The 25960-nt window shown below is 65.5% G+C and carries 26 protein-coding genes and 1 tRNA gene; 11 read left to right on the top strand and 16 right to left on the bottom strand.

From position 1 onward, the window contains the following. Nucleotides 1–11 precede the first annotated feature (11 nt). The 4 genes from acuI (at nucleotide 12) to K3F49_RS15360 (ending at nucleotide 5875) form a co-directional block, all read left to right on the top strand. Entirely contained in the window at nucleotides 12–998 is a 987-nt protein-coding gene (acuI, locus tag K3F49_RS15375; protein ID WP_234681783.1) for an acrylyl-CoA reductase (NADPH), read from the top strand. A gap of 113 nt (nucleotides 999–1111) precedes the next feature. Next, nucleotides 1112–1717, top strand: a complete 606-nt coding sequence (locus tag K3F49_RS15370; protein WP_234681782.1) for a hypothetical protein — start codon at nucleotides 1112–1114, stop codon at nucleotides 1715–1717. 208 nt (nucleotides 1718–1925) lie between these two features. Next, the gene (locus tag K3F49_RS15365; RefSeq protein ID WP_234681781.1) at nucleotides 1926–3896 is read left to right on the top strand and encodes a methyl-accepting chemotaxis protein; all 1971 of its coding nucleotides are present in this window, start codon (nucleotides 1926–1928) and stop codon (nucleotides 3894–3896) included. 290 nt (nucleotides 3897–4186) lie between these two features. After that, complete coding sequence (locus K3F49_RS15360; RefSeq protein ID WP_234681780.1) at nucleotides 4187–5875, top strand: methyl-accepting chemotaxis protein; 1689 nt, start codon at nucleotides 4187–4189, stop codon at nucleotides 5873–5875. Nucleotides 5876–5878: 3 nt separating this feature from the next. Here the strand turns inward: K3F49_RS15360 and K3F49_RS15355 are convergent, their stop codons facing one another. From K3F49_RS15355 to ygfZ, 6 genes are all read right to left on the bottom strand, one after another. Next, nucleotides 5879–8581 carry a DUF2339 domain-containing protein gene (locus K3F49_RS15355; protein ID WP_234681779.1) on the bottom strand — a complete coding sequence of 901 codons (2703 nt, stop codon included), beginning with the start codon at nucleotides 8579–8581 and terminating at the stop codon, nucleotides 5879–5881. A 46-nt stretch (nucleotides 8582–8627) separates the two neighbouring features. After that, nucleotides 8628–9590 (bottom strand): NUDIX hydrolase, encoded by a 963-nt coding sequence (locus K3F49_RS15350; protein WP_234681778.1) that lies wholly within the window; start codon nucleotides 9588–9590, stop codon nucleotides 8628–8630. A gap of 220 nt (nucleotides 9591–9810) precedes the next feature. Next, entirely contained in the window at nucleotides 9811–10317 is a 507-nt protein-coding gene (locus tag K3F49_RS15345) for a tyrosine phosphatase family protein (RefSeq protein ID WP_234681777.1), read from the bottom strand. Between the two features lie 143 nt (nucleotides 10318–10460). Then, nucleotides 10461–11075 (bottom strand): HD family hydrolase, encoded by a 615-nt coding sequence (locus K3F49_RS15340; protein ID WP_234681776.1) that lies wholly within the window; start codon nucleotides 11073–11075, stop codon nucleotides 10461–10463. After that, nucleotides 11072–11698 carry a DNA-3-methyladenine glycosylase I gene (locus tag K3F49_RS15335; protein ID WP_234681775.1) on the bottom strand — a complete coding sequence of 209 codons (627 nt, stop codon included), beginning with the start codon at nucleotides 11696–11698 and terminating at the stop codon, nucleotides 11072–11074. The genes K3F49_RS15340 and K3F49_RS15335 overlap by 4 nt, the downstream gene beginning before the upstream one ends. Beyond that, entirely contained in the window at nucleotides 11695–12576 is an 882-nt protein-coding gene (gene ygfZ / locus K3F49_RS15330; protein ID WP_234681774.1) for a CAF17-like 4Fe-4S cluster assembly/insertion protein YgfZ, read from the bottom strand. Before ygfZ ends, K3F49_RS15335 begins: the two co-directional genes overlap by 4 nt. Nucleotides 12577–12677: 101 nt before the next feature. On the opposite strand from ygfZ, the gene K3F49_RS15325 reads away from it, so the two are divergent. The 5 genes from K3F49_RS15325 to K3F49_RS15305 all read left to right on the top strand — a co-directional run bounded on the left by K3F49_RS15325 (nucleotide 12678) and on the right by K3F49_RS15305 (nucleotide 16712). Continuing rightward, entirely contained in the window at nucleotides 12678–14012 is a 1335-nt protein-coding gene (locus K3F49_RS15325) for a dihydroorotase (RefSeq protein WP_234681773.1), read from the top strand. Between the two features lie 106 nt (nucleotides 14013–14118). Beyond that, on the top strand, nucleotides 14119–14988 hold the full coding sequence (locus K3F49_RS15320) for a sulfurtransferase (protein WP_234681772.1): 870 nt from the start codon (nucleotides 14119–14121) through the stop codon (nucleotides 14986–14988). A 79-nt stretch (nucleotides 14989–15067) separates the two neighbouring features. Beyond that, nucleotides 15068–15757, top strand: a complete 690-nt coding sequence (locus K3F49_RS15315) for an RNA polymerase sigma factor (protein WP_234681771.1) — start codon at nucleotides 15068–15070, stop codon at nucleotides 15755–15757. A gap of 90 nt (nucleotides 15758–15847) precedes the next feature. After that, a complete protein-coding gene (locus K3F49_RS15310) occupies nucleotides 15848–16381 on the top strand; it encodes a DUF4142 domain-containing protein (RefSeq protein WP_234681770.1) in 534 nt (177 codons plus the stop codon). A gap of 10 nt (nucleotides 16382–16391) precedes the next feature. After that, nucleotides 16392–16712 (top strand): cupredoxin domain-containing protein, encoded by a 321-nt coding sequence (locus K3F49_RS15305; RefSeq protein WP_234681769.1) that lies wholly within the window; start codon nucleotides 16392–16394, stop codon nucleotides 16710–16712. Nucleotides 16713–16754: 42 nt separating this feature from the next. Here K3F49_RS15305 and K3F49_RS15300 read toward each other — a convergent pair whose 3' ends face one another. The 4 genes from K3F49_RS15300 to K3F49_RS15285 all read right to left on the bottom strand — a co-directional run bounded on the left by K3F49_RS15300 (nucleotide 16755) and on the right by K3F49_RS15285 (nucleotide 18522). Continuing rightward, the gene (locus tag K3F49_RS15300) at nucleotides 16755–17021 is read right to left on the bottom strand and encodes a hypothetical protein (RefSeq protein ID WP_092227477.1); all 267 of its coding nucleotides are present in this window, start codon (nucleotides 17019–17021) and stop codon (nucleotides 16755–16757) included. 140 nt (nucleotides 17022–17161) lie between these two features. Next, nucleotides 17162–17539 carry a TIGR02301 family protein gene (locus K3F49_RS15295; RefSeq protein WP_234681768.1) on the bottom strand — a complete coding sequence of 126 codons (378 nt, stop codon included), beginning with the start codon at nucleotides 17537–17539 and terminating at the stop codon, nucleotides 17162–17164. 47 nt (nucleotides 17540–17586) lie between these two features. Then, the gene (locus K3F49_RS15290) at nucleotides 17587–18021 is read right to left on the bottom strand and encodes an NUDIX hydrolase (protein WP_234681767.1); all 435 of its coding nucleotides are present in this window, start codon (nucleotides 18019–18021) and stop codon (nucleotides 17587–17589) included. A 3-nt stretch (nucleotides 18022–18024) separates the two neighbouring features. Further along, nucleotides 18025–18522, bottom strand: a complete 498-nt coding sequence (locus tag K3F49_RS15285; protein ID WP_234681766.1) for a hypothetical protein — start codon at nucleotides 18520–18522, stop codon at nucleotides 18025–18027. Between the two features lie 61 nt (nucleotides 18523–18583). Between K3F49_RS15285 and K3F49_RS15280 the strand changes: the two genes are divergently transcribed. After that, nucleotides 18584–19348, top strand: a complete 765-nt coding sequence (locus K3F49_RS15280) for an SOS response-associated peptidase (RefSeq protein WP_234681765.1) — start codon at nucleotides 18584–18586, stop codon at nucleotides 19346–19348. Nucleotides 19349–19457: 109 nt separating this feature from the next. On the opposite strand, the gene K3F49_RS15275 is transcribed toward K3F49_RS15280, so the two are convergent. The 6 genes from K3F49_RS15275 to K3F49_RS15250 all read right to left on the bottom strand — a co-directional run bounded on the left by K3F49_RS15275 (nucleotide 19458) and on the right by K3F49_RS15250 (nucleotide 25196). Further along, complete coding sequence (locus K3F49_RS15275) at nucleotides 19458–20651, bottom strand: CaiB/BaiF CoA transferase family protein (RefSeq protein WP_234681764.1); 1194 nt, start codon at nucleotides 20649–20651, stop codon at nucleotides 19458–19460. Between the two features lie 37 nt (nucleotides 20652–20688). Then, nucleotides 20689–21618, bottom strand: coding sequence for a glycine reductase (locus tag K3F49_RS15270; RefSeq protein ID WP_234681763.1), 930 nt, complete (start codon nucleotides 21616–21618; stop codon nucleotides 20689–20691). Nucleotides 21619–21721: 103 nt separating this feature from the next. After that, complete coding sequence (locus K3F49_RS15265; protein ID WP_234681762.1) at nucleotides 21722–22303, bottom strand: NUDIX domain-containing protein; 582 nt, start codon at nucleotides 22301–22303, stop codon at nucleotides 21722–21724. Between the two features lie 20 nt (nucleotides 22304–22323). Continuing rightward, nucleotides 22324–22761, bottom strand: a complete 438-nt coding sequence (locus tag K3F49_RS15260; RefSeq protein WP_234681761.1) for a GNAT family acetyltransferase — start codon at nucleotides 22759–22761, stop codon at nucleotides 22324–22326. Continuing rightward, nucleotides 22758–24185, bottom strand: a complete 1428-nt coding sequence (locus K3F49_RS15255) for an FAD-binding oxidoreductase (protein ID WP_234681760.1) — start codon at nucleotides 24183–24185, stop codon at nucleotides 22758–22760. Before K3F49_RS15255 ends, K3F49_RS15260 begins: the two co-directional genes overlap by 4 nt. A 21-nt stretch (nucleotides 24186–24206) precedes the next feature. Then, nucleotides 24207–25196: an L-threonylcarbamoyladenylate synthase gene (locus K3F49_RS15250; protein ID WP_234681759.1), complete on the bottom strand. Its 990-nt coding sequence runs from the start codon at nucleotides 25194–25196 to the stop codon at nucleotides 24207–24209. 68 nt (nucleotides 25197–25264) lie between these two features. Here K3F49_RS15250 and K3F49_RS15245 point away from each other — a divergent pair. Continuing rightward, nucleotides 25265–25341: transfer RNA gene (locus K3F49_RS15245), tRNA-Pro, on the top strand. The last annotated feature ends 619 nt before the right edge of the window (nucleotides 25342–25960 follow it).

Here is a 25960-nt window from a genome sequence, read left to right as displayed (position 1 = left end):
GGGAGTTTGCTGTGGCCAGTTTCAAGGCGATCCGGATCGACAAGGCCGACAAGGGCACCACTGCCGCGCTCACCCAGTTCGACGAAGCCGAGCTGATGGACGGCGACGTCACCGTCCGCGTGGAATGGTCGACGCTGAACTACAAGGACGGCCTCGCGCTGACAGGCAAGGCGCCGGTGGTGCGCCGCTTCCCGATGATCGCCGGCATCGACTTCGCCGGCACGGTCGAAGCTTCATCGGATCCCGCATGGAAAGCGGGCGACAAGGTCGTCTGCACCGGCTGGGGCATGGGCGAGACCCATCTCGGCGCCTATGCCGAGAAGGCGCGGGTGAAGGGCGACTGGCTGGTCGCCCTTCCGCAGGGCCTGTCGGCGCGCGATGCCATGGCGATCGGCACCGCGGGCTTCACTGCGATGCTCTCCGTGCTCGCGCTCGAGAAGCACGGTGTCTCGCCGAAGAGCGGCCCGGTGGTGGTCACGGGCGCAGCCGGCGGCGTCGGCTCGGTCGCGATCGCCGTGCTGTCCCGGGTCGGCTATCACGTCATCGCCTCGACCGGCCGCGCCACGGAGGCCGATTACCTGAAGAGCCTCGGCGCTGCCGAGGTGATCGACCGCAATGAATTGTCGGCACCGGCGAAGCCCCTGGCCAAGGAGCGCTGGGCGGGCGGCGTCGACAGCGTCGGCTCGAACACGCTCGCGAATCTGCTGTCGATGACCAGGTACGGCGGCGCCATCGCAGCCTGCGGTCTTGCTGCCGGCATGGACCTGCCGTCTTCTGTCGCACCCTTCATTTTGCGCGGGGTGTGCCTTCTCGGCATCGATTCCGTGATGTGCCCGATCGACCCCCGGAAAGCCGCCTGGCAGCGCCTGGCCTCCGATCTTGATCGAACGAAACTATCTGAAATCACTACAGAAATTCCGCTCGACCAAGTTCCGGAATGGGGCGCGAAAATCCTGGCCGGCCAGGTCCGCGGTCGCATCGTGGTAAAAATTGTCTAACGGCGTTCAGACTTTACCAACCAAGCTGCTTCAATGTCGCCATGGTTAGTATGGTAAGCAGCGGGTAAAGAGATAAGGCATCGCCCGCTGCGGGGGTTAGTTCGGAGTTGAGCATGCTTGCGCGTATTGTGTTGGGGGCTGTCACGGCAGTCGTGACGTTTGCGCCGGCCATTGCCTTGGCCGGGAGTATGAACGCGGATGAGGCGCGCCGCTTCGTCGCCGGCAAGGTGTTCGCGTTCACCTGTTTCGACGGCACCCGCGGTGCAGGCCGCATCCTCGACGATCTCGGCGCCGCGGGCGCGGTGCAGTTCTCGGGCTCAGGCCCGGTGAAACATCTCCGCCTGCCCGGCAACACGCTCCAGATCCGCGGCCAGAACGTGTGTGCGTCGATCAAGGGCATTCCGTTCGAGCCCTGTTTTAACCTCGAAAAGACCGACGACCGCAGCTTCCGCGGCTCGGTCTCGGGCATGGGCTTCGCCTATTGCGACTTCCACCACCAGGGCGGCAATCAGATGCTGATGGCACGCGCCGTTGCACGGCCGCGCTCGCTGCGCGCGCCGGAGCAGACCGGTTCGGTCAACGCATCGAGCACCGAGGTCGCCGCGCGCGTCGAGACTCCGCGGGTCGAGAGCAGCCGGATCGAGCCGGTGAAATCGGAACTGAAGTCCGAACCGGCGAAGAACGAAGGTCCGCTCGAGCTGCGCCGCTCGACCGAGTGACGTTCTGCGCAAACCTGCGCGTGCAATTTACCTGCCTTGGACGAATGCATCGCATGCCATGCGGTCGTTCGCTTTTTTGTTGCAGTTTCAAGACGAATGGCCCGCTCGGTTAACTTTCCAGAAAAGCGATGCGGGCATGATCTGGCCAATTTCCTGGCACGATTCGCTCTCACCTCGCCATTTTTTACAAGCACTTTGGAGCTCGTCCATGAGCGGTCTTCCCATTCGCCTGACCCACAAAGTCATGGCGATCGGACTTTTGGGTCTCGTCGGACTGGTCGCCTTCGGCGCGATCTATGAGATCGGCAGCCTCTCCCAGGACGCCTCCCGCGATGTCGCAAACCGGGCTCGCACGATCGCCGACCTTAACAAGCAGCTCTCGATCGAGATGCTGGAGGCCCGCCGCAACGAGAAGAATTTCCAGCAGCGCCGCAACGAGAGCTATGCCAAGGCGCATGCCGAGCTGGTCGGCCCGATCAACCGCGATTTCGACGAGGTCGAACGGCTGATGTCGACAGGCGGTATGGGCACCCTGTCCGAGAAGACGAAGCAGGCCCAGGAGGGCTTCAGGCGCTACACCGCGGATTTCAACGCGCTGGTCGCTGCCGAAACCAGGCTCGGACTGAGCGAGACGCTCGGCCTGTCCGGCTCGCTCCGCGCCGCGGTGCACGACGTCGAGGCCAAGCTGAAGGAGATCGACGATCCCAGGACGACGAGCTGGATGCTGATGATGCGCCGGCACGAGAAGGACTTCATGCTGCGGCGTGACCCAAAATACATCGCCGAGGTGAAGAAGGCCGCGGTTGAGTTCTCCAAGGCGATCGAGGTCGTCGCTGTTCCTACGGTGGTGATGAACGACATCACGGCCAAGCTCCAGAAATACCTGGCCGAGTTCGCGGCTTGGGCCGAGACCGCACAACAGAGTGCGGCCCTGGATGCCAGCATGATGAAGACCTTCCGCGACCTCGAGCCGGGGATGCAGGAGGTGGGGACCACGGTCGAGGGCCTCTACAAGCGGGCCGATGCCGCCGAAGCGGCGACCCGCGATGCCGTCCGGTTCTGGATGATGATCGCGTTCCTCGTCACCGTCGCGGTGCTCGCCGTGGTCGGCTTCCTGCTCGGACGCTCGATCTCGAAGGCGCTGTCCGGCATGGTCGACGCGATGACGCGGCTTGCGCGCGGCGAGCTCTCGATTGCCGTACCCGGCATCGGACGCAAGGACGAGATCGGCGAGATGGCCGGTGCGGTCGAGGTGTTCCGAGCCAACATGACGGAGGCCGAGCGGCTGCGCGCCGAGCAGGCGGAAGCCGACACACGACGGCGTGCGCAGCGCAAGGCGGACATGAAGCGGCTCGCCGATGATTTCGAAGGCGCGGTCGGCGAAATCATCGAGACCGTCTCATCGGCAGCAACCGAGCTCGAAGCCTCCTCCAATACGCTGACGCGCGCCGCGGAGCGCTCCAACGGGCTCGCCACCTCGGTGGCGTCGGCTTCGGAGGAAGCGTCCGCGAATGTGCAGTCGGTGTCGTCCGCGAGCGAGGAGATGACATCGTCGATCTCCGAGATCAGCCGTCAGGTGCAGGAATCGGCACGCGTTGCCGACGTCGCTGTCGAGCAAGCGCAGCGCACCAATGCACGCGTCGGCGAGCTTACCAAGGCTGCCGGGCGCATTGGTGACGTGGTCGATCTGATCAACACCATTGCCGGCCAGACCAATCTGCTGGCGCTCAACGCCACGATCGAGGCGGCGCGGGCCGGTGAGGCGGGTCGGGGCTTTGCCGTGGTGGCGAGCGAGGTGAAGGCGCTGGCCGAGCAGACCGCGAAAGCAACCGGCGAAATCGGCCAGCACATCGGCGCGATCCAGGCCGCGACGCAGGACTCCGTCGGTGCAATCAGGGAGATCGGCGACACCATCGCGCGGATGTCGGAAATCTCCTCGACCATCGCTGCGGCTGTCGAGGAGCAGGGCGCCGCCACGCAGGAGATCTCCCGCAACATCCAGCATGCCGCGCAGGGCACCTCGGACGTGTCAGCCAATATCGGCGAGGTCCAGCGTGGTGCGGGCGAGACCGGCGCTGCATCGGCGCAGGTCCATTCGGCGGCGCAATCGCTGTCGCAAGAAAGCAACCGGCTGAAGAGCGAGGTCGCGCGCTTCCTGGATTCGGTGCGGGCGGCCTGACGGCGTAGATCGCCTCACGCGAATAACGCGCTGCGTTTGACGCAGTGCCGGGGTGTGGTGCTGCTGCGCGATACCTCCGAGACTGCAACAAATGATTGCAGGGAGTTAAAGTGTCGAGAATCGGCAAATCAGTAGTTCCCCTAGGTTCTTGTTAACGCCTGTTTGCAACTATGGGCGCAATCTTATCGGATAAGAACCAGCCAGCATTGTTGGAATGACCACCGCCCCGCCGTCGGTAGCGACGGGTGCGGCGCGGGTGACTTGCGCGTTTATCATCGGGATTTGTCGTGATGTCGAAGTTGTCGATCGTCTTCAAGCTTCTCACCGTGTTGTCGGTCCTCGTGCTCTCGCTCGCCGGCGTCGGCGTCGTGGCGATCGGGACCATGCAGAACATCAACTCCCACACCGTCGAGATCGCGCAGAGCTGGCTGCCGAGCGTCCGTGCGCTCGGCTCGATCCGGGCCGACGTCAACGAGCTGCGCGTCGCGCTTCGTCTGCACCTGATGCAGGACACCGCCGAGGGCAAGGAGGCGGCCGAGAAGCGCCTCGCCTCGCTGCAGGCGCGCATCGACCAGACCCGCAAGGTGTACGAGCCGTTGATCACCGCCGACGAGGAACGCTCGCTCTATGGGCAATGGACCAAGGCGTGGGCCGAATATCTGAATGGCGTGCAGGACGTGATGGCACTGTCTCGCAAGAGTCCCGGCAAATTCCCGGCCGAGGCCAACGAGATGCTGCAGACCAAGGTCGCGAAGATGGCCCAGGCTGCCGATCCGTTGCTGCAGAAGGGCATCGAGCTCAACAACCGCGGAGCCGAGATCGAGACCAAGCAGGCGGCTGACAGCTACGCCACGATCTTCCGTGTGCTGGTCGGCATCATCATTGCCTCGGTGGCGATCGCGATCGGCGCGGCCTATTATCTCGTGCGTGACGTGTCGCGGGGCATTGCGTCCATCATCAAGCCGATGCAGTCGCTCGGCGAGGGCGACCTCTCGGCCGACGTGCCGCACCGCGGCGAGAAGACCGAGATCGGTTCGATGGCGGATGCGCTCCAGATCTTCAAGGAAGCGCTGATCGCCAAGAAAGCCGCCGACGAGGCCGCCGCGCGCGACGCCGAGGCCAAGATCGAACGCGGCCGCCGCGTCGATGCCATCACCCGCAAGTTCGAGGCGATGATCGGCGAAGTCGTCGGCACCGTCTCCTCGGCCTCGACCGAGCTCGAGGCGTCCGCAACGACGTTGACCAACACCGCGCAGCGCGGTCAGGAGCTGGCGACGGCGGTCGCCGCGGCCTCCGAGGAAGCGTCGACCAATGTGCAGTCGGTCGCCTCGGCTTCCGAGGAGCTGTCGTCCTCCGTCACCGAGATCAGCCGCCGCGTGCAGGATTCGGCGCGCATGGCCGCGGAAGCGGTCGACCAGGCGGCGCGGACCAATGCACGCGTCAACGAGCTATCGCAGGCAGCCTCCCGCATCGGCGACGTGGTCGAACTCATCAACACCATCGCGGGCCAGACCAATCTGCTGGCGCTGAACGCAACCATCGAGGCGGCGCGCGCCGGCGACGCCGGCCGCGGTTTCGCCGTCGTCGCCTCCGAGGTCAAGGCGCTGGCCGAGCAGACCGCGAAGGCGACGGGCGAGATCGGCGCGCAGGTCGCGGGCATCCAGACGGCGACGCAGGAATCGGTCAGTGCGATCCAGGAAATCGGCGGCACCATCGAGCGGCTGTCGGAGGTGTCCTCCGCGATCGCCGCCGCCATCGAGGAGCAGGGTGCGGCCACGCAGGAGATCTCGCGCAACGTGCAGCAAGCCTCGCTCGGCACGCAGGAGGTCTCGATGAACATCACCGACGTGCAGCGCGGTGCGATCGAGACCGGCTCGGCTTCGACGCAAGTGCTGTCGGCGGCGAAGTCGCTGGCGACCGACAGTACTCGCCTCAAGGTCGAGGTCGCGCAGTTCCTGGAATCGGTCCGCGCGGCCTGACCCTCAACTGCCTGTCTGCGGAACCGGCGGCGGAGCCTGCCGCCGGAACAGGATGCGCTGGTACAGCCAGCCGATCGCGACCAGCACGATGCCAAGGCACATGAACGACAGCGCGCGGTAGATGCCCGTCAGCGTCGACATGTCGATCACGAACGCCTTCAGGATGGTCAGCGCGATGACGGCGGCCGACGCCAGCCGCGCTCGCTCGGAATTGACTGTGATGCCGATGCCGAGCAGCACGACGCCGAACGCGAGCCAGCCGATCGAATAGGTGTATTGCTCCGCCCCCGTGGTCTCGCCGCTGGTGAGGAACGGGCCGTGATAGAAGCGGCGGATCTCCAGCGTCAGGTACGACAGCGCAAACACGAGCGCAGCGCCCGCAATCGTATTCGCATAGACCTTGCCGCGTGCATCGACCACGGCATAGGCGAGCAGCAGCATCAGCACCGCCGGCAGCGCGTAGCAGAGCAACAGCAGGTTGAACACGGCGCCGCCGACGTCGATGCGCCAGATCAGCGGGTTCTGCAGGAACAGCAGACCGAACACGCTGACGAAGCCGGCGATTGCCGTGAGCACGACGGCTCCGACATTGTGCACGATGCTGTGGCTGCGCAGTCTCAATCGCTCGAGCCCAATCGCCATGGCCAATGACACGCAGACCTGGAGGCCTGCTTCGAGCAGTGACGGCGTCGCGATCATGTCACCGCCGGTAGCAAGATGGCGAACCTCCATGAAGGCGAGCAGGGCGGTGAACAGGATCGCGGCCGCCTCCACCATGCGCAGCGGCGCGTCGTCACCCCTGCGGCGCAGAAGCATGCTCGCCGCCCAGAACGAGGCCGCCGGCAGACCATAGCCCCACAGCAGCCAGTTGAAGATCGGCGTGGTGCCGACGGCATCGCCGACGATGCGGGGGTCGTAGAGAATGCGCGCGGTGACGATGCCGGCAAAGATGGCGGCGAGCCAGCGCAGGAACGGGATCGGCCGCTGCATGGCAATCCAGGCGGTGCCGAGCGACATCAGCGCCAGCGCGATGGTGAGCCAGCCCTTCTCCAGCGCGAAGGTCAGCGCCAGCGCCAGCGCGCCGAGCGTGCCGGTCGCAAACAGCGCCGTCGAGATCGCAAGGCCCGGCCGGGTTTCGCGGCGGGTCAGCGTTTCCGTCGCGGCACCAAAGGCGGCCGCCAGCAGCACCGCGAGGATCGCGAATGGGATCGAGCGGTCGAGATGGGCGATGCGGGCGTAGAGCGCGACCAGGATCGCGATCGGCGTGGCGACACCCGCCGCCGACCACACCACGGGGATGATCGCCGAATTCGAGCGCCCTTGCGCGAAGAAGCCCGCGATGCCGAAGCCGGCGGCGAAGATCGCGGCCATCACGAGGTGCAGCGTCACCGCGCTGTCGGTGGCGGTCGGCGTGATGCCGGGCATCGGGCCGCCCGGCAGCACCAGCATGTCGGGATTGGCGCGCACGGCCCACTCGGCGAACACGATGAACACGGTCGCAGCCGCAGCGCCCAGCGCGCCGACGGCAGCCTCCGCGCGCCAGGCAATGGACAGCGTCGCCGCAACAAGCAACGTGAAGGCGATCAGCGCGAGATCGGCATGGGCGCTCGACAGCACGATCAGCATCGCGCCGAACAGATAGGCGCCCAGCGCGCTCGATGATACCGGCTCGATCTGTCCGTCCTCGATGGTCGGACCGAACATGAAGCCGCAGACCACGAGCAGTGCCGCCAGCACGAAGCCCGCGATGGCATGGAAGGCATGCGGTGCGACCTGCAACGCACCGGTATCGAGCCCCGGGAAGATCCAGAGCAGGGCGAAGACGATCGTCGTCACGGCCAGCCAGCGCCAGAGCTTGATACGGGCGAGGCCAAAGCTCGCGGCGGTGACGATGGCGAGATAGATATAGAGCGCCCAATAGTCCGGCTTGCCGCTGGAGACGAGCACCGGCGTCGCAAAAGCGCCGACCACGCCGAGGCCCGCGAGCGCCGGCCCGTGCAGCAGCGCTGCGGCAAGGGTGCCGAGCGCGACGAGGCCGAGCAGCACGAAGGCCGTGGCGGGCACCAGGAAGTCATAGAGCGCGTAGGCCGCATACACGGTTGCGAACGCCACCGCCGTTCCGGCCGCAGTGAGGATCGCGGGGATGTTGGCGATCGGCAGCGCCGCAATCGCCGAGATGCTCTCCTTGCGCCGCGTCCATTCGCCGGCGCCCAGCAACGCGGCTGCGAACAGGCCGCCGAGGAACACCCGCACGCCGGGGCCGACCAGGCCGGCCTCGATCGAATAGCGCACCATGAAGAACCCGCCGAGCGCGAGCGCAAGCCCGCCGATCCATACCACCCAGCGCGTGCCGAGCCGCTCCTCGAAGCCGGGCGGCGGCGCGGGCAGCGGCGGCGGCACGTCGGCTGAGAGACTCGCGTCGAGCGGGGGCGGCGTCACGAGATCAGCAACGAGCGGCGGAGCGAGTTCGGCCTCTGGCGCGACGGGCGGGGGCTCCGGCGTTGCTTCAGCGGGCGCCGAGCCTTGCTCCTGGAAAGGCATCAGCGGCGGCGGCTGCACCTGCACCTGTCGCTGGGCGTACAGCATCGCTTCGAGCGAGCTCAGCCGCCGGCGTAGCTCGGTCGCCTGGCTGGAGGCCTTGATCGCGATCAGGAACGCGATGATCGCAACGATCACCGCAAGGTCGTTAAACCAGTCGTCGAACATGAAGCCTCCAGGCAACCGGCGCGCAGGGGCCGATCGCGCAAATGATCTAGCGCCGGGAGCGCACGCGCAAGCCCGGCGCGGGCCGCTCCTGGAGCACGTCACGGCGGAAGCGATAGAGCGCCGCCGGTCTCCCGCCGGTCTGTGTCGACATCACGCCGGTCGGTTCGACCAGGGCTTCGGTTTCGACCAGACGGCGGAAATTTTGCTTGTGCAAATGGCGGCCGGAGATCGCCTCCACCGTGTACTGCAACTCAGTGAGTGTGAACTCGGCGGGCAAAAGTTCAAACACCACAGGGCGATACTTCAGCTTTGCGCGCAGCCGCGCGATTCCCGTGGCGAGGATCCTGCGGTGGTCGAACCGCATCGAGGTGCCGAGCGCTGGAAGCGCCTTGCGCGCCAATGCCGCAGGCCGGCCGTCGCGCCGCGCCTCCTCGACGAGGCCGGCCTCGTACAGGAGCTCGTAGCGGTCGAGCACGCGCTCCTCGTCCCAGGCCGCACCCTCCAGGCCGAAATAGAACCTTACGCGATCTTTTCGCGGCAATGCGCGCGTGGTCTCCGGCGTCTCCCCCTCGGCCCATTTGTTGAGCTCGGGGATGATGTCACGGGCGATGATCGCGGGCGGCGCCTCGCGCCAGTCTTCCCAGGGGAAGAAACGATACCAGGGCTCGAAGCTCGCCGCGTTCGCGGCGCCCTCGGCAGTGCGCGTCAGTGCGAGATAGCCGATCGACACCATATGGGCGCCGGTGTCGCCGGCCTCCGCATGACGGCCCCGATCGCCAAAAGTGTAGAGCTGCTCGACATAGCCGAGCCGCAAGCTCGCCTGTTGCTCGACCCAGGCGCGCAGGCCGATCTCGAAGGTGCGATGGCTCGGCGCATCGAATGGGCCGAACGGCAGGCCGGTCAAGCCGTCGCCGCCGCGCGCCGTCAGGACCAATGGCTCGTGATCTTCGATCGCGACGATCGCGGCGGTCAAGCCGATCTCGATCGGAGTCAGCAGCTTGTCGCTCATCCGGTGACGATCGCAGGTGTTGTGAGAAGGTTGATGGAGATGGTCTCGCCACGGGCCGGCTGCGATCTCTCCCGCTTGCGGGAGAGGTCGGCGCGCAGCGCCGGGTGAGGGCTTTCTCCTCTAGGGGCGTGTCCCGATGCGGAGATACCCTCTCCCCAACCCTCTCCCGCAAGCGGGAGAGGGAGCGCAGTCCCGTCGCGGCGACTATGCGACTCTCGTCTCATTCGAGCTCGATCACGAAGGGGCGGCCCTCGACCAGCAACTCGCCCGGGCCCATCTCGTCGAGCGCGCGCAGCATGCGGCCGTTGCGCCCGAGCGCACGGTCGGCGAGACCGACGATGCGCCGGTTCGGCGAAGCGATCGGCGAGGCCGCACGAATCTTCTTCGCGATCTCGACCTCGTCACGATCGGGATTGAGCGCGCAGACGGCGGCGAACGCGCTCGCCGTGGAGCGGCTGATGCCGGCATAGCAATGCACCACCAGCGGCGCGCCGCGGTCCCAGCCGCGGACGAAATTCAGCACCTGGTCGATATGCGCCTCGGAGGGGGCGACAAAGCCATCCATCTCCTCGGTGATGTCGTCCATCGACACCTTGAGATGATTGGCGGGGAGCACCGACACCGGCCGCGCCACCTGCTCGACATTGGCCATCACGGTCAGCACATGGCTGGCCCCGGTGCGGCGGACGGTTTCGGGAAGGGCGGCGAGCGAACAGACGTGGATCATGGCGGACCTTTTTGCCGCTGATTATAGCGAGCGCTCGTAGGGTGGGCAAAGGCGCATCGCGCCGTGCCCACCGTTTCGCACCGCGCACATCGCGGCTAGTTTGGTGGGCACGCTCCGTTTGCCCACCCTACGAAGGGATGATGCTACGCGAACACCGCGTTGAACCGCTCCAGAAACTGCTTCTCGGCCCGCGCCGCCGTCCAGGGCGTCAGGTAGTCGCGCCGGACGCTGTCGGAGAGGCCGGGATCCCTCCCGAACAGGCGCTTCGCCTCGCTCTCACCGAAGCCTGCGAGCTCGGTCGCCTCCAGATAGGCCGCGCCGCGATCGGCGGCCTTGATGGCCAGCGTGATCTCATCGGGCAGCACCGGCGGCAGGCCGAAGCGGATGTGGATGGCGCCGAGCAGGCGTTTCTCCACGGCCTTGTAGTGGCCGTCGAGCACCGCCTTGAATGGCGAGATCATGTCGCCAATCACGTATTCAGGCGCATCGTGCAACAGGGCTGCGAGCCGCATGCGCTCATCGACGCGCGGCATCTCGTGCCGCAGCACGGTCTCCACCAGCAGCGTGTGCTGCGCGACCGAGAAGATATGTGCCCCTGTGGTCTGTCCGTTCCAGCGGGCGACGCGCGCGAGCCCATGCGCGATGTCGCCGATCTCGACATCGAGCGGGGAGGGGTCGAGCAGATCGAGCCGCCGGCCCGACAGCATGCGCTGCCAGGCGCGGGATTCTACGTCGCGTGCGGTCTTCTTGGCCGTCATTTGGCCTTGAGGCGCGGCTTGCGCTGCAACTTGCTGCAGCTTGCGTGGCAGTGGCAATCGACGAGATGGTCGTTGACTATGCCGGTTGCCTCCATGAAGGCATAGACAATGGTCGGGCCGACGAACTTGAAGCCGCGCGAGGACAGCTCCTTGGAGACCTGCACCGACAAGGGTGTCGAGGCCGGCACGCTCGCGGTGGTCTTGAAGTTGTTGACCTTGGGGCGGCCGTCCACGAAGTCCCAGAGCAGCTTCGAAAAGCCCGGTCCCTTCTCCATGATGTCGAGGTAGGATTTTGCGCTGAGGATCGCGCCGTCGATCTTGGCGCGGTTGCGCACGATGCCGGCGTCGTTCATCAGCGCATGCACCTTCTTGTCGTTATAGCGCGCGATCTTCTCCGGCTGGAAATCGTCGAACGCCTTGCGGAAATTGTCGCGCTTCCGCAAAATCGTGATCCAGGAGAGGCCGGCCTGAAAACCGTCGAGGATCAGCTTTTCGTAAAGCGCGCGGTCGTCATATTCGGGCACGCCCCATTCGGTGTCGTGATAGGCGACATAGAGCGGATCTTCGCCCGGCCAGGGGCACCGGGTCTTTCCGTCGGGATGCAGGCGGGGAGCGCGGCTCATGCGATGGGCTGCTTTGCGGGAATGCGGACGACATCGGGTTCTGCCAGCTTCAACACGAGACCGCCAGCGGTGAGTGGCTGGCCGGCATCGAGCGCGTCCGCAACGCGGTCGATGCGCACCAGAGCAATGCCCTTGCCTTGCGCCGACGAGCCCATGGTGCCGACGGGTTTGTCACCGGCCATGACACTGACGCCAGCCTCGGGCGAGGCGTCCTCGATCAGCACCTTCACGCTGCGGGTGCGCGCGGTGCCGCGATGCTGCATGCGCGAGACGACCTCCTGGCCGACATAGCAGCCCTTGTCGAAATCGACGCCGGCGAGGCGGTCCATATTGGTCTCGTGCGGGAACGCGTCGCTGTACATGAAATCGAGCCCGCCGCGCGGCACGCCGAGTGCGATGCGATGCGCCTCGTAGTCGGCGGCATCGACCAGCTCGGCGCCGATCAGGTCGGAGAGCTTTTGCTTGAGGTCCTCGGGGATCAGGATGCGCGTGCCGAGATGCTCATTGCGTGGATCGGCAAAGGAGAGATCCGGCTGAGCCGCCAACCGGCCGTCCCAGGCTGCGAGCACGCCGAGATCGTCGGAGAGGTTGTCCACCGTCACCTTGGCGCGCAGCTTGTAGAATTTCAGCTTGGTGGCGAGCCCCTCGGCCAGCGGTTTCGGGCAGTCGATCAGGAACCCGCCGCCGTGGCCGGCAGGCGCCTCCGTGATCAGGAAATCCACGATGATCTTGCCCTGCGGCGTCAGCAGCGCACCGAATCGCCCCAGGCCCGGCTTGAGCCTGTCGACGTCGGTCGTGATGAGGCCATTGAGGAAGTTGCGTGCCTCCTCGCCCGCGACCTTGATCACGCTCCGGTCGGGAAGAAACGCTGCTTTCATGCGAAAATCTCTTGCGACATGGTGGTCCGGAACGTAAGCCCGCAAGGCATAAACGACAAGACCTCGAGCCCTGCGCTTGGGGATGAGAGAGGCCTCCAGCCATGACCCAGCGTTTCGATGTGATCGTCAAAGGCGGCACCGTCGTCAACCAGGACGGCGAGGCTGTTCGTGATATCGGCATCACCAATGGTCGCATCGCCGAGCTGGGGCCATTGTCGCAGGGCTCCGCCGCCGAGGTGATCGACTGCAAGGGCCTTCACATCCTGCCCGGCGTGATGGACACGCAGGTGCATTTCCGCGAGCCCGGGCTGGAGCAGAAGGAAGACCTCGAGACCGGCTCGCGCAGCGCCGTGATGGGCGGCGTCACCGCCGTGTTCGAGATGCCGAACACGTCGCCGCTCACGGTGACGGAGGCGACTTTCACCGACAAGGTGAAGCGCGCGCACCACCGCATGCATTGCGATTTCGCCTTCTTCATCGGCGGCACCCGCGAGAACGTGCAGGATCTGCCCGTGCTCGAGCGCGCGCCCGGCTGTGCCGGCGTGAAAGTGTTCATCGGCTCCTCGACCGGCGCGCTGCTGGTGGAGGACGACGAGAGCCTGCGCCGCATCTTTCAGGTGATCTGCCGCCGCGCGGCGTTCCATGCCGAGGACGAGTATCGCCTCAACGACCGCAAGTCGCTCCGCATCGAGGGCGACCCGCGTTCGCATCCGGTCTGGCGCGACGAGACCGCGGCACTAATGGCAACACAGCGCCTGGTCAAGCTCGCGCATGAGACCGGCAAGCGCATCCACGTCCTGCACATCTCGACCAAGGAAGAGATCGAGTATCTGCGCGACCACAAGGATGTCGCGTCCTGCGAGGCGACGCCGCATCATCTCACGCTGATTGCGCCCGAATGCTACGAGCGGCTCGGCACGCTGGCGCAGATGAACCCGCCGGTGCGCGGCGCCGATCACCGCGCCGGCATCTGGCGCGGCATCGAGCAGGGCATCATCGACGTGCTCGGCTCCGATCACGCCCCGCATACGCTGGAAGAGAAGCAGAAGACCTATCCGGCCTCGCCCTCCGGCATGACCGGTGTGCAGACGCTGGTGCCGCTGATGCTCGACCATGTCAACGCCGGCCGGCTTTCGCTCGCAAGGTTCGTCGATCTCACCAGCGCCGGCCCGGCGCGCCTCTACAACATGGCCTGCAAGGGCCGCATCGCCGCCGGTTACGATGCCGATTTCACGATCGTCGATCTGAAGCGCAGCGAGACCATCACCAACAAATGGGTGGCGTCGAAAGCCGGCTGGACACCCTATGACGGCGTCCGCGTCACCGGCTGGCCCGTCGGCACCTTCATCCGCGGTCGCCGCGTGATGTGGCAGGGCGAACTCGTGACGCCGTCGCAGGGCGAGCCGGTGCGGTTTCTGGAGACGCTGAAGCAGTAGGGCGCCGCAACCTCGTCATTGCGAGGCGACGGTCTGGATTGCTTCGCTGCGCTCGCAATGAGGAGGGGAGGGAGCTACACTTCCTCTCGAACGGGAGTGCAGTCCGATGTCCCAGCCCACGGCCCTCATCACCGCCGAGCAGCTCGCCACCATCCTCGGCGACCCCAATCTCCGCCTTTACGATTGCACGACCTACAACGAGCCGGTCCCACCCGGCAGCGACGTGCCGTATCGCGCCGTTCCCGGCGACAAGACGTTCGCGGCCGGCCACATCCCGGGCGCCGATTTCCTCGACCTGCAGGGCGAATTCTCCGACGCCTCGGCGCAGCAATTCTTCATGATGCCTGGCGTGGCCCAGCTGGAGGCCGCCTTCGGTCGCCACGGTGCGGATGCCGGCAAGACCATCGTGCTCTACAGCATCGGCACCATGATGTGGTCGACGCGGTTCTGGTGGATGCTGCGCTCGCTCGGCGTCGACGCACAGGTGCTCGACGGCGGCTTCGACAAATGGAAGCAAGAGGGGCGGCCCGTCGAGACCGGCGCCCCGAAGGGCTATCCGGCGACGACCTTCAAGGCGACCCCGCGCGCGGGGTTCTTCGTCGACAAGAATACCGTCGAGGCACATATCGGCGATCCCTCCTCCGTCACCGTCAACGCGCTCGGGCCGCAATTTCACAAGGGCCTAGAGCCAAGCCGCTACGGTCGCCCCGGCCGCGTGCCCGGCAGCGTCAACGTGTCGGCTGCAACGCTCGTGAATGCCGACAAGACCCTGACCTCGCTTGCGGATGCCGAGGCGAAATTCGCAGCCCAAGGTGTCACGCCCGACAAGAACGTGATCCTGTATTGCGGCGGCGGCATCTCGGCGACGATTGATTTGTTTCTGCTGACGCAGCTCGGCTACGACAGGCTGACGCTCTACGATGCCTCCATGGGCGAGTGGGCGAGGGACCCGGCGCTGCCGATCGAGACGGATTAAGCGGGCAAGAAATCCGGGAACCTTTTCTCCCAGCCTGCATCCAATATCTGGAACGAACGGAAACGAGCAGGTGACCGCCATGCAACGAACCGCAGCCGGTCTGTCCGCCGGCGCCAGAACATCGGAAGCCGAGCTGATCGACCGCGCGCGAGGCCGTGACGAGGCTGCGCTCCGCGAGATCATGCAGGCAAATAACCGCCGGCTCTACCGCCTGGCGCGCGGCATTCTGCGCAACGACAGCGAAGCCGAGGACGTGGTGCAAGAGACTTATGTCCGCGCCTTTACTCATCTCGACGGCTTCAGGGGCGAGTCCGGGCTGTCGACCTGGCTATCCCGCATCGCCATCAACGAGGCGCTTGGCCGGGCGCGCAGCGCCAAGCCGCATGTCGAGCTCGGTTCGGTGCCCGAAGCCGCGCTCGAGGCGCAGATCATCAAATTTCCCGTTTCTCCCGCAGGCGATCCGGAAAGGACCATGGCCCAACGTGAAATCCAGCGCGTCGTCGAACGCGCCATCGACGAGTTGCCGGATGTCTTCCGCATGGTCTTCGTCGCGCGCGTCATGGAGGGCATGAACATCGAGGAGACCGCCGATCTGCTCGGCGTGAAGCCCGAAACCGTGAAGACCCGGCTGCATCGTGCCCGCGCCATGCTGCGCGAGAATGTCGAGAAGGAGATCGGCCCGGTGATGATGGACGCGTTCCCGTTTGCCGGCTGGCGCTGCGAGCGCCTGACGGAGGCTGTGTTGAAGCGCCTCGGAATCGGAGGCTGAAGTTTTTCGGGAACGTTTGCGCGAAACTCCCATCCAATTCCTGTGAAGCAACGCCGGATAAACCGTCCGGCAGCACAGGAGTGTCAAACCATGTTCGTTCGTTGGAGCGCGGCGATCGCCGCTGCCTTTCTGTTGTCCAGCCCCGTGCTGCTGCAAGGCGCGCGCGCTGCCAACAAGCTCACCGATCCGCAGATCGCCCACATCGCCTACACCGCGGGCGTGATCGACATCAACGCCGCGAAACAGGCGCAGAAGAAAGCCAAGAACAAGGACGTCAAGGCGTTTGCCGAGGACATGCTGCGCGACCACGAGGCGGTCAACAAGCAGGCGCTGGCGCTGGTCAAGAAGCTGAACGTCACGCCGGAGGATAACGACACCAGCAAGGCGCTGTCGAAGCAGGCGAGCGACAAGCTGGCCGAGCTCGACAAGCTGGACGGCGCTGCGTTCGACAAGGCCTATGTCGCCAACGAGGTCGCCTATCACAAGGCGGTCAACGGCGCGCTGGAGACCCAGCTCATTCCGTCCGCGAGCAATGCCGAGCTGAAGAGCCTGTTGCAGACCGGCCTGAAGATCTTTCAGGGTCATCAGCAGCATGCCGAGCACGTCGCGGCCGAGCTGAAATAGGGAGCTTGCGATGATGTCGGGGCGGCTATGTTCGATCGCTGTGGCGCTTGTCTTCGCAGCGATGCTCGTCCCGGCGCGCGCCGCGACGATCGAGATCACAATGGAGAATCTCGTGATCTCACCGGCTGAGGTGTCGGCGAAGGTCGGCGACACCGTCACATGGATCAACAAGGACGTCTTTGCCCACACTGCCACCGCGAACAACGGCGATTTCGACGTGACGCTGCCGCCTAAGAAGGCGGCGACGTTGGTTCTGAAGGAGGCGGGAACGGTCGATTATTACTGCCGCTATCATCCCAATATGAAAGCGACGCTCAAGGTCGGGCCTTGATGAATGCCTCGCCCGTGCGGCGGGGCATTTTCGAAGAGGGACTCACTGCCTCGCGAGGCAGACCGAGAATTCGCCGTTGCGGATGCGGGCGGGAAAACCCTCGACGAATTTCGCTACCGCGTCCTCGCCATAGGTGCCGACGAGCTCGGCGAGCGCTGCAAACAGGCTCGCCTGCGCCAGGCAATCGCCGTCGACGCCGTCATGGCGCGCTTCGGCCCAGGCCTCGTTGAGATAGCTCAGTGCGGCTTGTTTCTGCTCGTGATCGGGCAGCGGCGCGCGGGCGGGGGCGTAGGAAATCGGCTGGCTCATGAATCTCAATCAGGGCTGGGGCGCGATCCACGGCGATGCGCTGTGCAAGAGGTGTAGCACGCGCATTAACGACCGCTAGGCCACATCTTTAAGAACGGTTAACGGCTGTGAACAAAGTCGATGACAGAGTTCCCGCGAGCTCAGTTTGCGTAGCGCGCCGTGAGATCCCGCGAGATCTTCGAGCCTTCCTCGACGTAGCGGCGGATCGCCACCGTCGCCGCCGGCGTGCAGCTCCGGTAGGTCTGCTGGAAGCCGTTATAGCCGCGGTTGAAGCCTGCGATCATGCGGGTGCGGCGCTCGCCTGAAGGGGTTTCAGCATCGATCAGCGCCTGCATCTCGCTGCGCCATTTGTTGCCCTCGTTGGTGCCGCAGATGCCGCGCAGATAGTGCAGGCCGCCGAGGATCTCGGCCAGCCGCTGCAAATCGGCGTCGAACGGCGCCGCCACGTCCTGGGCCCGGGCGGGCGCGGAAGCGCAAGCGAGGATCAGGACAAAAATGACCAGAAATCGCGTCGACATCGGCGGGCTGTATGCCCCCTCAGGGCTGATGACGCAAGGCGGGATCCTCAGGGGCTAATCAGCCGCTGGGCGGACTGGATGATCCCCTCCAGCCCCCCGGTCAGCTTGAGGTCGCCGAGGCTCCCCAGGGCGTCTGGGGCGATCCAGCGGTAATCGTCGAGCTCGTCGTTCAGGGCGGGTTCCCTGGCCACCCAGCGGGCGGCAAACGACATGATCAAATAATGGCCGGCACCGGGTGCGGCCGGTAGCACCTCGCGCCAGCCGGCAAGGCTGACGATCTCGATTTGCAGCCCGGTTTCCTCGTCGACCTCGCGGCTCAGCGCCTGGTGCAGTGATTCGCCGAATTCGACCCGGCCGCCGGGCAGCGAATAGAACCCCTTGGCGGGCGAGCGGGCACGGCGGGTCAGCAGCACCCTGCCGTCGCGGAAAATCGCGGCGCTGACCGCGATCTGGGGATGAGTGGGCTGGCTGACGGACGCCACGGCTCAATTCGCCATGATGGTGTCGACGTCGGCTTCCGCGCCGCCGTTGATGATGCCGCCGCAGGCCGCGATCAGCGGTTTGACCCAGAGGGTGGCCTGCTCGGCGAGGCGGACGCGGGTGATGTCGTTCTCGACCTCGCGCATGGCCGAGCCGACCGCGGTCAGAATCGAGGTCATGGTATCGGTGATGTGGTCGAACTGGGTCCGCACGTTCGGCTCGGCTTTCTCATAGGCTTCGATTGCCAGATCCCGTGCCTTGAAGTTCGAGGCGGTAAAATGCTCGGCATAGGACAGCGGCGACCAGGTCAAAAAGTCCTCGGCGCATTCCGGCATGTCCGGAATCATTTCCAGAAGCATCACGGCTTCATTGAAATGGTTGAGATAGTCGGTGGCAAGTCCGGTCCGCGGGTTGATGTTGGCCAAGCGCAGCCGCTCGGTCCAGGCCGCGGCCTCGGGGCCCGTCTGTGCGCGCGTCGCGGGTTGGGAGGCCGTTGAGCTCATCTGCCGCAGTCTTGACGTTCGGGGTTAAAAGGACCTGAACGGACCCTATATAGTCGCTCTGATGTGTGGACGCTTCGTCATAACTTCGGCCCCCGCGGCCTTGCGGCAACTGTTCGGCTATATCGAGCAGCCGAATTTCCCGTCCCGGTACAATGTCGCGCCGACGCAACCGATTCCGGTCGTGTTTGTCGAGAACGGTGCGCGCCATTTTCGTCTGATGCGCTGGGGTCTGCTGCCGGGTTGGGTCAAGGACCCCAAAGGCTTTACGCTCCTGATCAATGCGCGCCGCGAGACCGTGCTGGAGAAGCCGGCCTTCAAGAGAGCGATTCGCCGGCGGCGCGGGCTGATCCCGGCCGACGGCTATTACGAATGGAAGGCGATCGACGGCCGCAAGCAGCCGTTCTTCATCCATCATGCCGACGGTGCGCCGCTCGGCTTCGCCGCTGTGTTCGAGACCTGGATCGGGCCGAACGGCGAGGAGCTCGACACGGTGGCGATCGTCACGGCGGCGGCCGGCGAGGATCTGGCCGCGCTGCATGACCGTGTGCCGGTGACGATCAGTCCGCGCGATTTCGAGCGCTGGCTCGATTGCCGCGGTGACGAGGTCGATGCGATCCTGCCGCTGATGACGGCCCCGCGCCGCGGCGAATTCGTCTGGCACCCGGTCTCCACTCGCGTCAACCGCGTCGCCAATGACGACGAGCAGCTGCTCTTGCCGATCAGCGCGGAGGAGATGGAGGCGGAGGCCGAGGCGGTGAAGCCCAGGAAGGCCGTGCGGAAGGTTGCGTCCGGTTCGGTGGATGACGAGCAGGGGTCATTGTTCTAGCTGCGCTGCCGTAGGGTGGGCAAAGCGCAAGCGTGCCCACGCATTTTTCGCGATCGAGAGAGGTGGTGGGCACGGCGCGTCGCGCCTTTGCCCACCCGGCAGCGGAATCTTAAACAATCTCCCTTGCCCTCAGCGCGGCGATCTCCGCCGTATCAAACCCCAGCTCGCCCAGCACCGCATCCGTATCCGCGCCAAGCTCCGGCGCCATGCGATCGAGCTTGCCGCCGCCATGCGCGAGCTTGAATCCGCTGCCGGCAAAGCGCAGGCGGCCGTAGGGCGTATCCAACTCTTGAATGGCGCCTCGCGCGGCAATCTGCGGATGGTCGATGACCTCCTCGACCTTCCAGATGCTGGCGCAGGGCGCGCCGGCGTCTTCCAGTAAGGTCTCCCATTCCCGTGCCGGCCGCTTCGCGAGCGCCTCCTCGATGATGGCGCGCAGCGCAGGCTCGTTCTCGTTGCGCGAAAACCAGTCGGCGAAGCGCGGATCGTTCAGCGTGTCCTCGCGGCCGAGCGCGGCCATCAGCGCGCGGTATTGCTTTTCGTTGTTGACGGCGAGCAGGATGTGGCCGTCGCCGCATTTGAACAAATTCGCCGTGGTCCTGCGGCTGACGGCCTGGTTGCCCGAAAGCTGCTGGCGATGGCCGGCGACGGACCAGTCCGCGATCTGGCCGGAGAGAAATGCCATCGTCGCCTCCAGCATGGAGACGTCGATGAGTTGGCCTTTGCCGGTGCGGTCGCGCTGGTAGAGTGCGCTCGACACGCCAAAGGCGGCCGTAGCGCCCGAGAGCACGTCGCACACCGCAAAACCCGCGCGCGTCGGCCCTGTTTGGGGATGGCCAGTGATCGCCATGATGCCCGACAGCGCCTGCATCTTGCCGTCATAGCCTGGCCGCAACCGATCCGGACCGGTCTGGCCAAAACCTGATACCGCGCAATAGATCAGCTTCGGATTGATCGCGGACAGCGCCTCGTAGCCGATGCCGAGCTTGTCCATCACGCCCGGCCGGAAATTCTCCATGACGACGTCGACCTGGCTCGCCAGCTTCTTCACGATCGCGATCGCATCCGGCTTCTGCAGATCCAGCGTCAGGCTGCGCTTGTTGCCGTTGATGGCCTGGAAGGCGGGCGCCAGCCCCCGCTCGGCCCATTCGCGCGACAGCGGCGTGCGGCGCATGTCCTCGCCCTCGCGCCGCTCGACCTTGATGACATCTGCGCCCAACAACGCAAGCTGGTAACTTGCATAAGGACCGGCCAGCACTTGCGTGAAGTCCAGGATCTTCACGCCCTCGAACGGTCGCGTCACGCTTCTCTCCCCTCGTTGTTTATTTTATCGGAGGACGTCAGGCGGCGCGGTTGCCGCGCGCGATCTCCTTCTGCTTGTCGAATTCGGCGCGGCGGCGCGCGAGCTCTTCGGGGCTCAGTTGCGCGACGTTGTTGTAGTCGAGCTTCCAGGAGGCGTCTTCGCTCCAGCGCAGCGGCGACTGCATCGTGGTCTGCGGGCCGCTCGCGGTCTCCAGTACTTTCAGCGCCAGCTCCAGCGTCTGCGCTTGCGACGCAATGTCATGCGGCTTGCCGGCGGAATTGCCGAGCGGGAAGTCCGAGAACAAAAAGCGTGGCACAGCGGCGTGCTCGATGATGTCCTTGGCGCAGCCCATGATCACGGTCGGAATGCCGTTGGCCTCGAGATGTCGCGCCACCAACGCCGTCGTTTGATGGCAGACCGGGCAGTTCGGCACCAGCACGGCAACGTCGACCTGGTCGGCAATGCAGCGCGCCAGAATCTCCGGCGCGTCGGTGTCCAGCGTGACGCGATGGCTACGATTGGTCGGCGCGCCGAAGAAGCGCGGTGCCACCTCGCCGATCCGGCCCGCCGCGTGCGCCTTCAGGAGCTGCGGCAGCGGAAACCAGGTGCCGTTGTCGGTGGCCGTGGTGTGCTTGCGGTCGTAGCCGATATGCGAAATGCGCAGATCGTGTGGCTGCGAGGTATCGCCGTCATAGACCTGATAGAATTTCGCGCTCCCATTATACGCCGCGCCCGGTCCCTGATCGCCCTTGGTCGGATCGTAGGGTGCCGCCGTCGTGATGATCGTCACCCGCGATTGCGCCAGCGGCTTCTTCAGCGGCTGAAACGGCGCCTCGGTGTAATGCGCCCAGCGATACGCCGTGGTGTAGCCGATCGCGGTGTAATAGTCCCGGGTGCGCTGCATATAGGGGACCGGGGAATCATAGTCGGGCGCAAAGCCGAATTCGTCGTCGCGCGGAGCGGACATGGGCGCGTCTCCTGGTTCTTGTTGAGAGGCAGACTAGAGATAGTCTGCGGTTTGCTCAACAGGCGCCACGGCCGCGCAGGCCAGAATTGCCGCTCGGGCGGGGCTAGCGGAAAATATGCAGCGCGGCGTATTGCAGCAGCATGATCGCCTTGGCGTCGATGATGCGGCCGTCGGCGATCATCGCCAGCGCCTCGTCGATGCCGAGCTCCAGCACCTCGATGTCCTCGCCCTCGTGTTCGAGCCCTCCGCCGGCGCTCACCCGCATCCCCGGCTCGTATTCGGCGACGAAGAAATGCAGTTTTTCGGTGATGGCGCCCGGGCTCATGAACGCCTCGAACACCTTGTGGACGTCGTGCAGGCGATAGCCGGTTTCTTCCTCGGCTTCGGCGCGGATGCGCACCTCGGGCGAAGCGTCATCCAGCACGCCTGCGGCCGCCTCGATCAGGAGATCGTCATAGCCACGGATGAAGGCCGGCAGGCGGAACTGGCGCACCAGGATCACGCTGCGCTGTGCGCGATTGTAAGGCAGCACGGCAGCGGCGTTGTCGCGCTCATAGGTCTCGCGCGTCTGTGTCTGCCATTCGCCATTGCCGCGGCGGTACTCGAACGTCGTGGCCTTCAGCGTGGTCCAGCCGTTCGAGAGCACGCGGACGTCCTTGATGCGGACGCGGTCGGAAATGGTCATTGCTGTCTTCCGGGTGAGAGCTAACGAGGCTGTTCGCGACCGTCGAGCCACTTCTGGAACATCACCGAGGTCGATTCCTCGAAGCCGAGCGACTGGTAGAACGCATTCGCCTGCGCATTCTCGCGGCGCACGAGAAGCTGCAGCTTAGCGATGCCAGCCTGCCGCAGCCAGTCCTCGGCCGCCGCCATGATGACACGGCCGAAGCCGCGTTTGCGGATATCGGGATCAACCGCGACGTAATAGACCCAGCCGCGATGGCCGTCATGGCCGACCATGACGGTTGCAACGATCGCGCCGCCATCGCGGCCGACCAGCACGGCAGAATTCTCCCGCCGCCGCGCCAGCGCAATGTCGGCATGCGGATCGTTCCACGGCCGCGTCAGGCCGCAGCGCTGCCACAGCGCCACGACGTTCTCGACATCGGCATCCCCAATCGCGTCAATCGCAAGAGCGCTCACAGCACCTTCCCCGGATTCATGATGCCGTGCGGATCTAGCATCGCCTTGATCGCGCGCATCAGCTCGATCGCGGTCTTGTCCTTCACGTCCGGGAGCTCGTCGCGCTTCAGCACGCCGATGCCGTGTTCGGCCGAGATCGAGCCGCCCATGCGGAGCACGATCTCGAACACGACCGCGTTCATCTCGTGCCAGCGCGCGAGGTAATCCGCGGTGTTGGCCCCGATCGGCTGGCTGACATTGTAGTGCAGATTGCCGTCGCCGAGATGGCCGAACGGCACCGGCCGCGCGCCGGGGATCAGTTTTACCACGGCTGCATTCGCCTCCGTGATGAAGGCAGGCACGGCGGCTACGGGAACGGAGATGTCGTGCTTGATCGAGCCGCCTTCGGGCTTCTGCGCCGACGACATTTCTTCGCGCAGCTTCCAGAAATTACCGCGCTGGGTGAGGTTGGCCGCGATCACGGCGTCGTCGACGATCTCCTCCTCCATGGCGCGGGCCAGGATCGTCTCCAGCGGCGTGCGGGCGTCGTCGCCCGGCGAGGACAATTCCATCAGCACGTACCAGGGATGCTTCTCGGCAAGGGGATCACGCACGTCGATGCCGTGGCGGACCGAGAAATCCACCGCCATCTCCGACAGCAGCTCGAAGCTCGTCAGCGCATTGGCGGCTTCGCTTTGCGCGATCGTCAGCAGTTCTAGCGCCGCCGCCGGCGATTTCAGCCCGACATAGGCGGTCTCGACCGCCCGCGGCTTCGGAAACAGTTTGAGCGTCGCCGCCGTGATGATGCCGAGCGTGCCTTCGGCGCCGATGAAGAGGTTGTGCAGATTGTAGCCGGTGTTGTCCTTTTTCAGCTTCGACAACACGTTGAGCACGCGCCCGTCGGCGAGCACCACTTCCAACCCCAGCGCCATCTCGCGCGCCACGCCATAGGCGAGCGCGGCGGTGCCGCCGGCATTGGTCGAGAGATTGCCGCCAATGGTGCAGCTTCCTTCCGCACCCAACGACAGCGGAAACAGCCGGTCCACGTCGGACGCCTTCTGCTGCGCTATCTGCAGCACCACGCCGGCCTCGCAGGTCATGGTGTTGGAGGCCGTGTCGACCTCGCGGATCTTGTCGAGCCGGCGTAGCGACACCACGACCTCGCCGTTATGCGGCGTCTGGCCGCCGACGAGGCCGGTGTTGCCGCCCTGCGGCACCAGCGCGATCTTGTGTGCGGAGGCGAGCTTGCAGATCGCAGACACTTCCGCCGTCGAGCCCGGTCGCAGCACCAGCGGCGAGCGGCCGAGGAACAGATTGCGCTCCTCGGTGACGTAAGCCTGGATGTCGGCTGCATCGGTGATCGCGTGCTTGTCGCCGACGATTCTGCGGAATTGGTCGATCAGCTCGGGCGCAAGCGGCGGGGTGGCGGATTGATTGATATTCATTGTCTCGTCTCTACTTCGCTCTCATCTCGCCACGGAGGCCCGGCGCAGCCGGTCATTGATCGCTTCGCCCAAACCTTCTTCCGGGATTGTCATCACGGCGATCGCGTTCGGCGCCTTCGCGTCAAGAGCGCGAAGATAGCCGAACAGATTGGCGGCCGCTTCATCGAGATCAGCCGTGGCCGACAAATTCATGACAGCGGCAGCGACCTCCAGGCCGGGCAGGCGCACAGGCCCGAACGCCAGCAGCGCTTCGCCCGGCGCCACGTCGCGCGCATCGAGCCGCACATTGGCGCGCGGCGCGTAGTGCGAGGCCATCATGCCCGGCGCCAGCGGCTGGCTGTCGTCGCTCTCGTTCTGCACGGGCGGTCGCACCAGGGGCATGCCGAGCACGGCCTCAATGCGTTCGCGTGACAGCCCGCCGGGGCGCAGCAGAATCGGCGCCTCGAAGCAGCCGACGATGGTCGATTCGACGCCGACTGCGACCGGTCCTCCGTCCACGATCAGGTCGATCCGCCCCGCAAGATCGCTCTCCACATGGGCCGCCAGCGTCGGCGAGACATGGCCGGAGATGTTGGCCGACGGTGCCACCACGGCCCCGCCAAAGGCGCGCAAAATGGCTTCGGCCACCGGGTGGGCGGGAATGCGGATCGCGACGGTGTCGAGGCCTGCCGTGGCGAGATCGGCCACCGGGCAATCATCCGTCTTCGGCACCACCAGCGTCAGCGGCCCCGGCCAGAACGCCTCGGCAAGCCTCGAGGCGCGCGGATCGAACCGCCCGATCCGGCGCGCGGCGGCGAGGTCGGCGACATGGGCGATCAGCGGATTGAAGGCCGGCCGCCCCTTGGCGGCGTAGAGATGGGCGATCGCGGTCGCGTTCGCCGCGTCCGCGCCGAGCCCGTAGACCGTCTCGGTCGGGAACGCGACCAGCCCGCCAGCGGCCAAAATCCGGGCCGCAGCCTCCGCGCCGGCCTGGCCGGCCGGTAAAATCGACGTTTCAAGACCCGTTTTCACAGGGACAAAATTCCTCAGCTCGGCCGCTTGCGGTGCGTCACACCCGACGCTATAAGCCGGCCTCTTGTCGGAGTGTGGCTCAGCCCGGTAGAGCACTGCGTTCGGGACGCAGGGGTCGCAGGTTCGAATCCTGCCACTCCGACCAGAAATCATTAGGTTTTTCCTTCTGATCTTTGGTCTTTCCCGAGTCAACCACCGTTTCAACCACCGAAACATACCGGCCTTTTTGACCGATGGCCGTGGCCGCCCCTTGGAAAATCGGGGTGGTGGTGGCCGTAGGTGTCCTGCAGGACCTCGGGAGACATGCCCAGGAACCCTGCCGCCTCCCAGATCGGCACACCATGCTGAATGAGCCATGTCGCGGTAGCCCAGCAAGCCCCACAGCGGTCTTGAAGCCCTTTTTCACCGAGTCGACCGGCTTGCCGTTGAACTCCACGAAGCATTCGGCGATCAGTTTACGGTTCCACCAGCGTCGAAGGTGGGCGAGCAGCCGCGGCGGTATGGGGGCTGGCGTCTGACGCTTCTTGGTCGTGCGCTTGCCAATGGCCTTACGATAAAAACTGCCGCGTACCATATCCACGTAAGAGCGCCCAATTATCGCATATGGCGACGCCGACGCGATCGCGCCTGCGCGAGTGCCGGTGTATAGGCCGATCAGGATAGACCGAACGATATGACGCAGAGGCCTTCGGTTCGTGGCGACCGGGCCGCCCTTCGACGCTCCCGAGTGTATCGTCTGCTGCTCACGATGCCGCCGACAATGC

It is taken from the genome of Bradyrhizobium monzae (assembly GCF_021458635.1).
GTDB lineage: Bacteria > Pseudomonadota > Alphaproteobacteria > Rhizobiales > Xanthobacteraceae > Bradyrhizobium.
This window is presented reverse-complemented; position numbering and strand designations above follow the sequence as displayed.

Bases quoted from the DNA above. Each gene is read 5' to 3' on its own strand.
- K3F49_RS15280 (WP_234681765.1), top strand. From the start codon at position 18,584: ATGTGTGGACGCTTCGTCATAACTTCGGCCCCCGCGGCCTTGCGGCAA.
- K3F49_RS15365 (WP_234681781.1), top strand. From the start codon at position 1,926: ATGAGCGGTCTTCCCATTCGCCTGACCCACAAAGTCATGGCGATCGGA.
- K3F49_RS15270 (WP_234681763.1), bottom strand. From the start codon at position 21,618: ATGTCCGCTCCGCGCGACGACGAATTCGGCTTTGCGCCCGACTATGAT.
- K3F49_RS15285 (WP_234681766.1), bottom strand. From the start codon at position 18,522: ATGAGCTCAACGGCCTCCCAACCCGCGACGCGCGCACAGACGGGCCCC.
- K3F49_RS15300 (WP_092227477.1), bottom strand. From the start codon at position 17,021: ATGAGCCAGCCGATTTCCTACGCCCCCGCCCGCGCGCCGCTGCCCGAT.
- K3F49_RS15340 (WP_234681776.1), bottom strand. From the start codon at position 11,075: ATGACGGCCAAGAAGACCGCACGCGACGTAGAATCCCGCGCCTGGCAG.
- K3F49_RS15335 (WP_234681775.1), bottom strand. From the start codon at position 11,698: ATGAGCCGCGCTCCCCGCCTGCATCCCGACGGAAAGACCCGGTGCCCC.
- K3F49_RS15320 (WP_234681772.1), top strand. From the start codon at position 14,119: ATGTCCCAGCCCACGGCCCTCATCACCGCCGAGCAGCTCGCCACCATC.
- K3F49_RS15295 (WP_234681768.1), bottom strand. From the start codon at position 17,539: ATGTCGACGCGATTTCTGGTCATTTTTGTCCTGATCCTCGCTTGCGCT.
- K3F49_RS15350 (WP_234681778.1), bottom strand. From the start codon at position 9,590: ATGAGCGACAAGCTGCTGACTCCGATCGAGATCGGCTTGACCGCCGCG.
- K3F49_RS15310 (WP_234681770.1), top strand. From the start codon at position 15,848: ATGTTCGTTCGTTGGAGCGCGGCGATCGCCGCTGCCTTTCTGTTGTCC.
- K3F49_RS15265 (WP_234681762.1), bottom strand. From the start codon at position 22,303: ATGACCATTTCCGACCGCGTCCGCATCAAGGACGTCCGCGTGCTCTCG.
- K3F49_RS15305 (WP_234681769.1), top strand. From the start codon at position 16,392: ATGATGTCGGGGCGGCTATGTTCGATCGCTGTGGCGCTTGTCTTCGCA.
- K3F49_RS15315 (WP_234681771.1), top strand. From the start codon at position 15,068: ATGCAACGAACCGCAGCCGGTCTGTCCGCCGGCGCCAGAACATCGGAA.
- K3F49_RS15370 (WP_234681782.1), top strand. From the start codon at position 1,112: ATGCTTGCGCGTATTGTGTTGGGGGCTGTCACGGCAGTCGTGACGTTT.
- K3F49_RS15325 (WP_234681773.1), top strand. From the start codon at position 12,678: ATGACCCAGCGTTTCGATGTGATCGTCAAAGGCGGCACCGTCGTCAAC.
- K3F49_RS15360 (WP_234681780.1), top strand. From the start codon at position 4,187: ATGTCGAAGTTGTCGATCGTCTTCAAGCTTCTCACCGTGTTGTCGGTC.
- K3F49_RS15255 (WP_234681760.1), bottom strand. From the start codon at position 24,185: ATGAATATCAATCAATCCGCCACCCCGCCGCTTGCGCCCGAGCTGATC.
- K3F49_RS15355 (WP_234681779.1), bottom strand. From the start codon at position 8,581: ATGTTCGACGACTGGTTTAACGACCTTGCGGTGATCGTTGCGATCATC.
- ygfZ (WP_234681774.1), bottom strand. From the start codon at position 12,576: ATGAAAGCAGCGTTTCTTCCCGACCGGAGCGTGATCAAGGTCGCGGGC.
- K3F49_RS15345 (WP_234681777.1), bottom strand. From the start codon at position 10,317: ATGATCCACGTCTGTTCGCTCGCCGCCCTTCCCGAAACCGTCCGCCGC.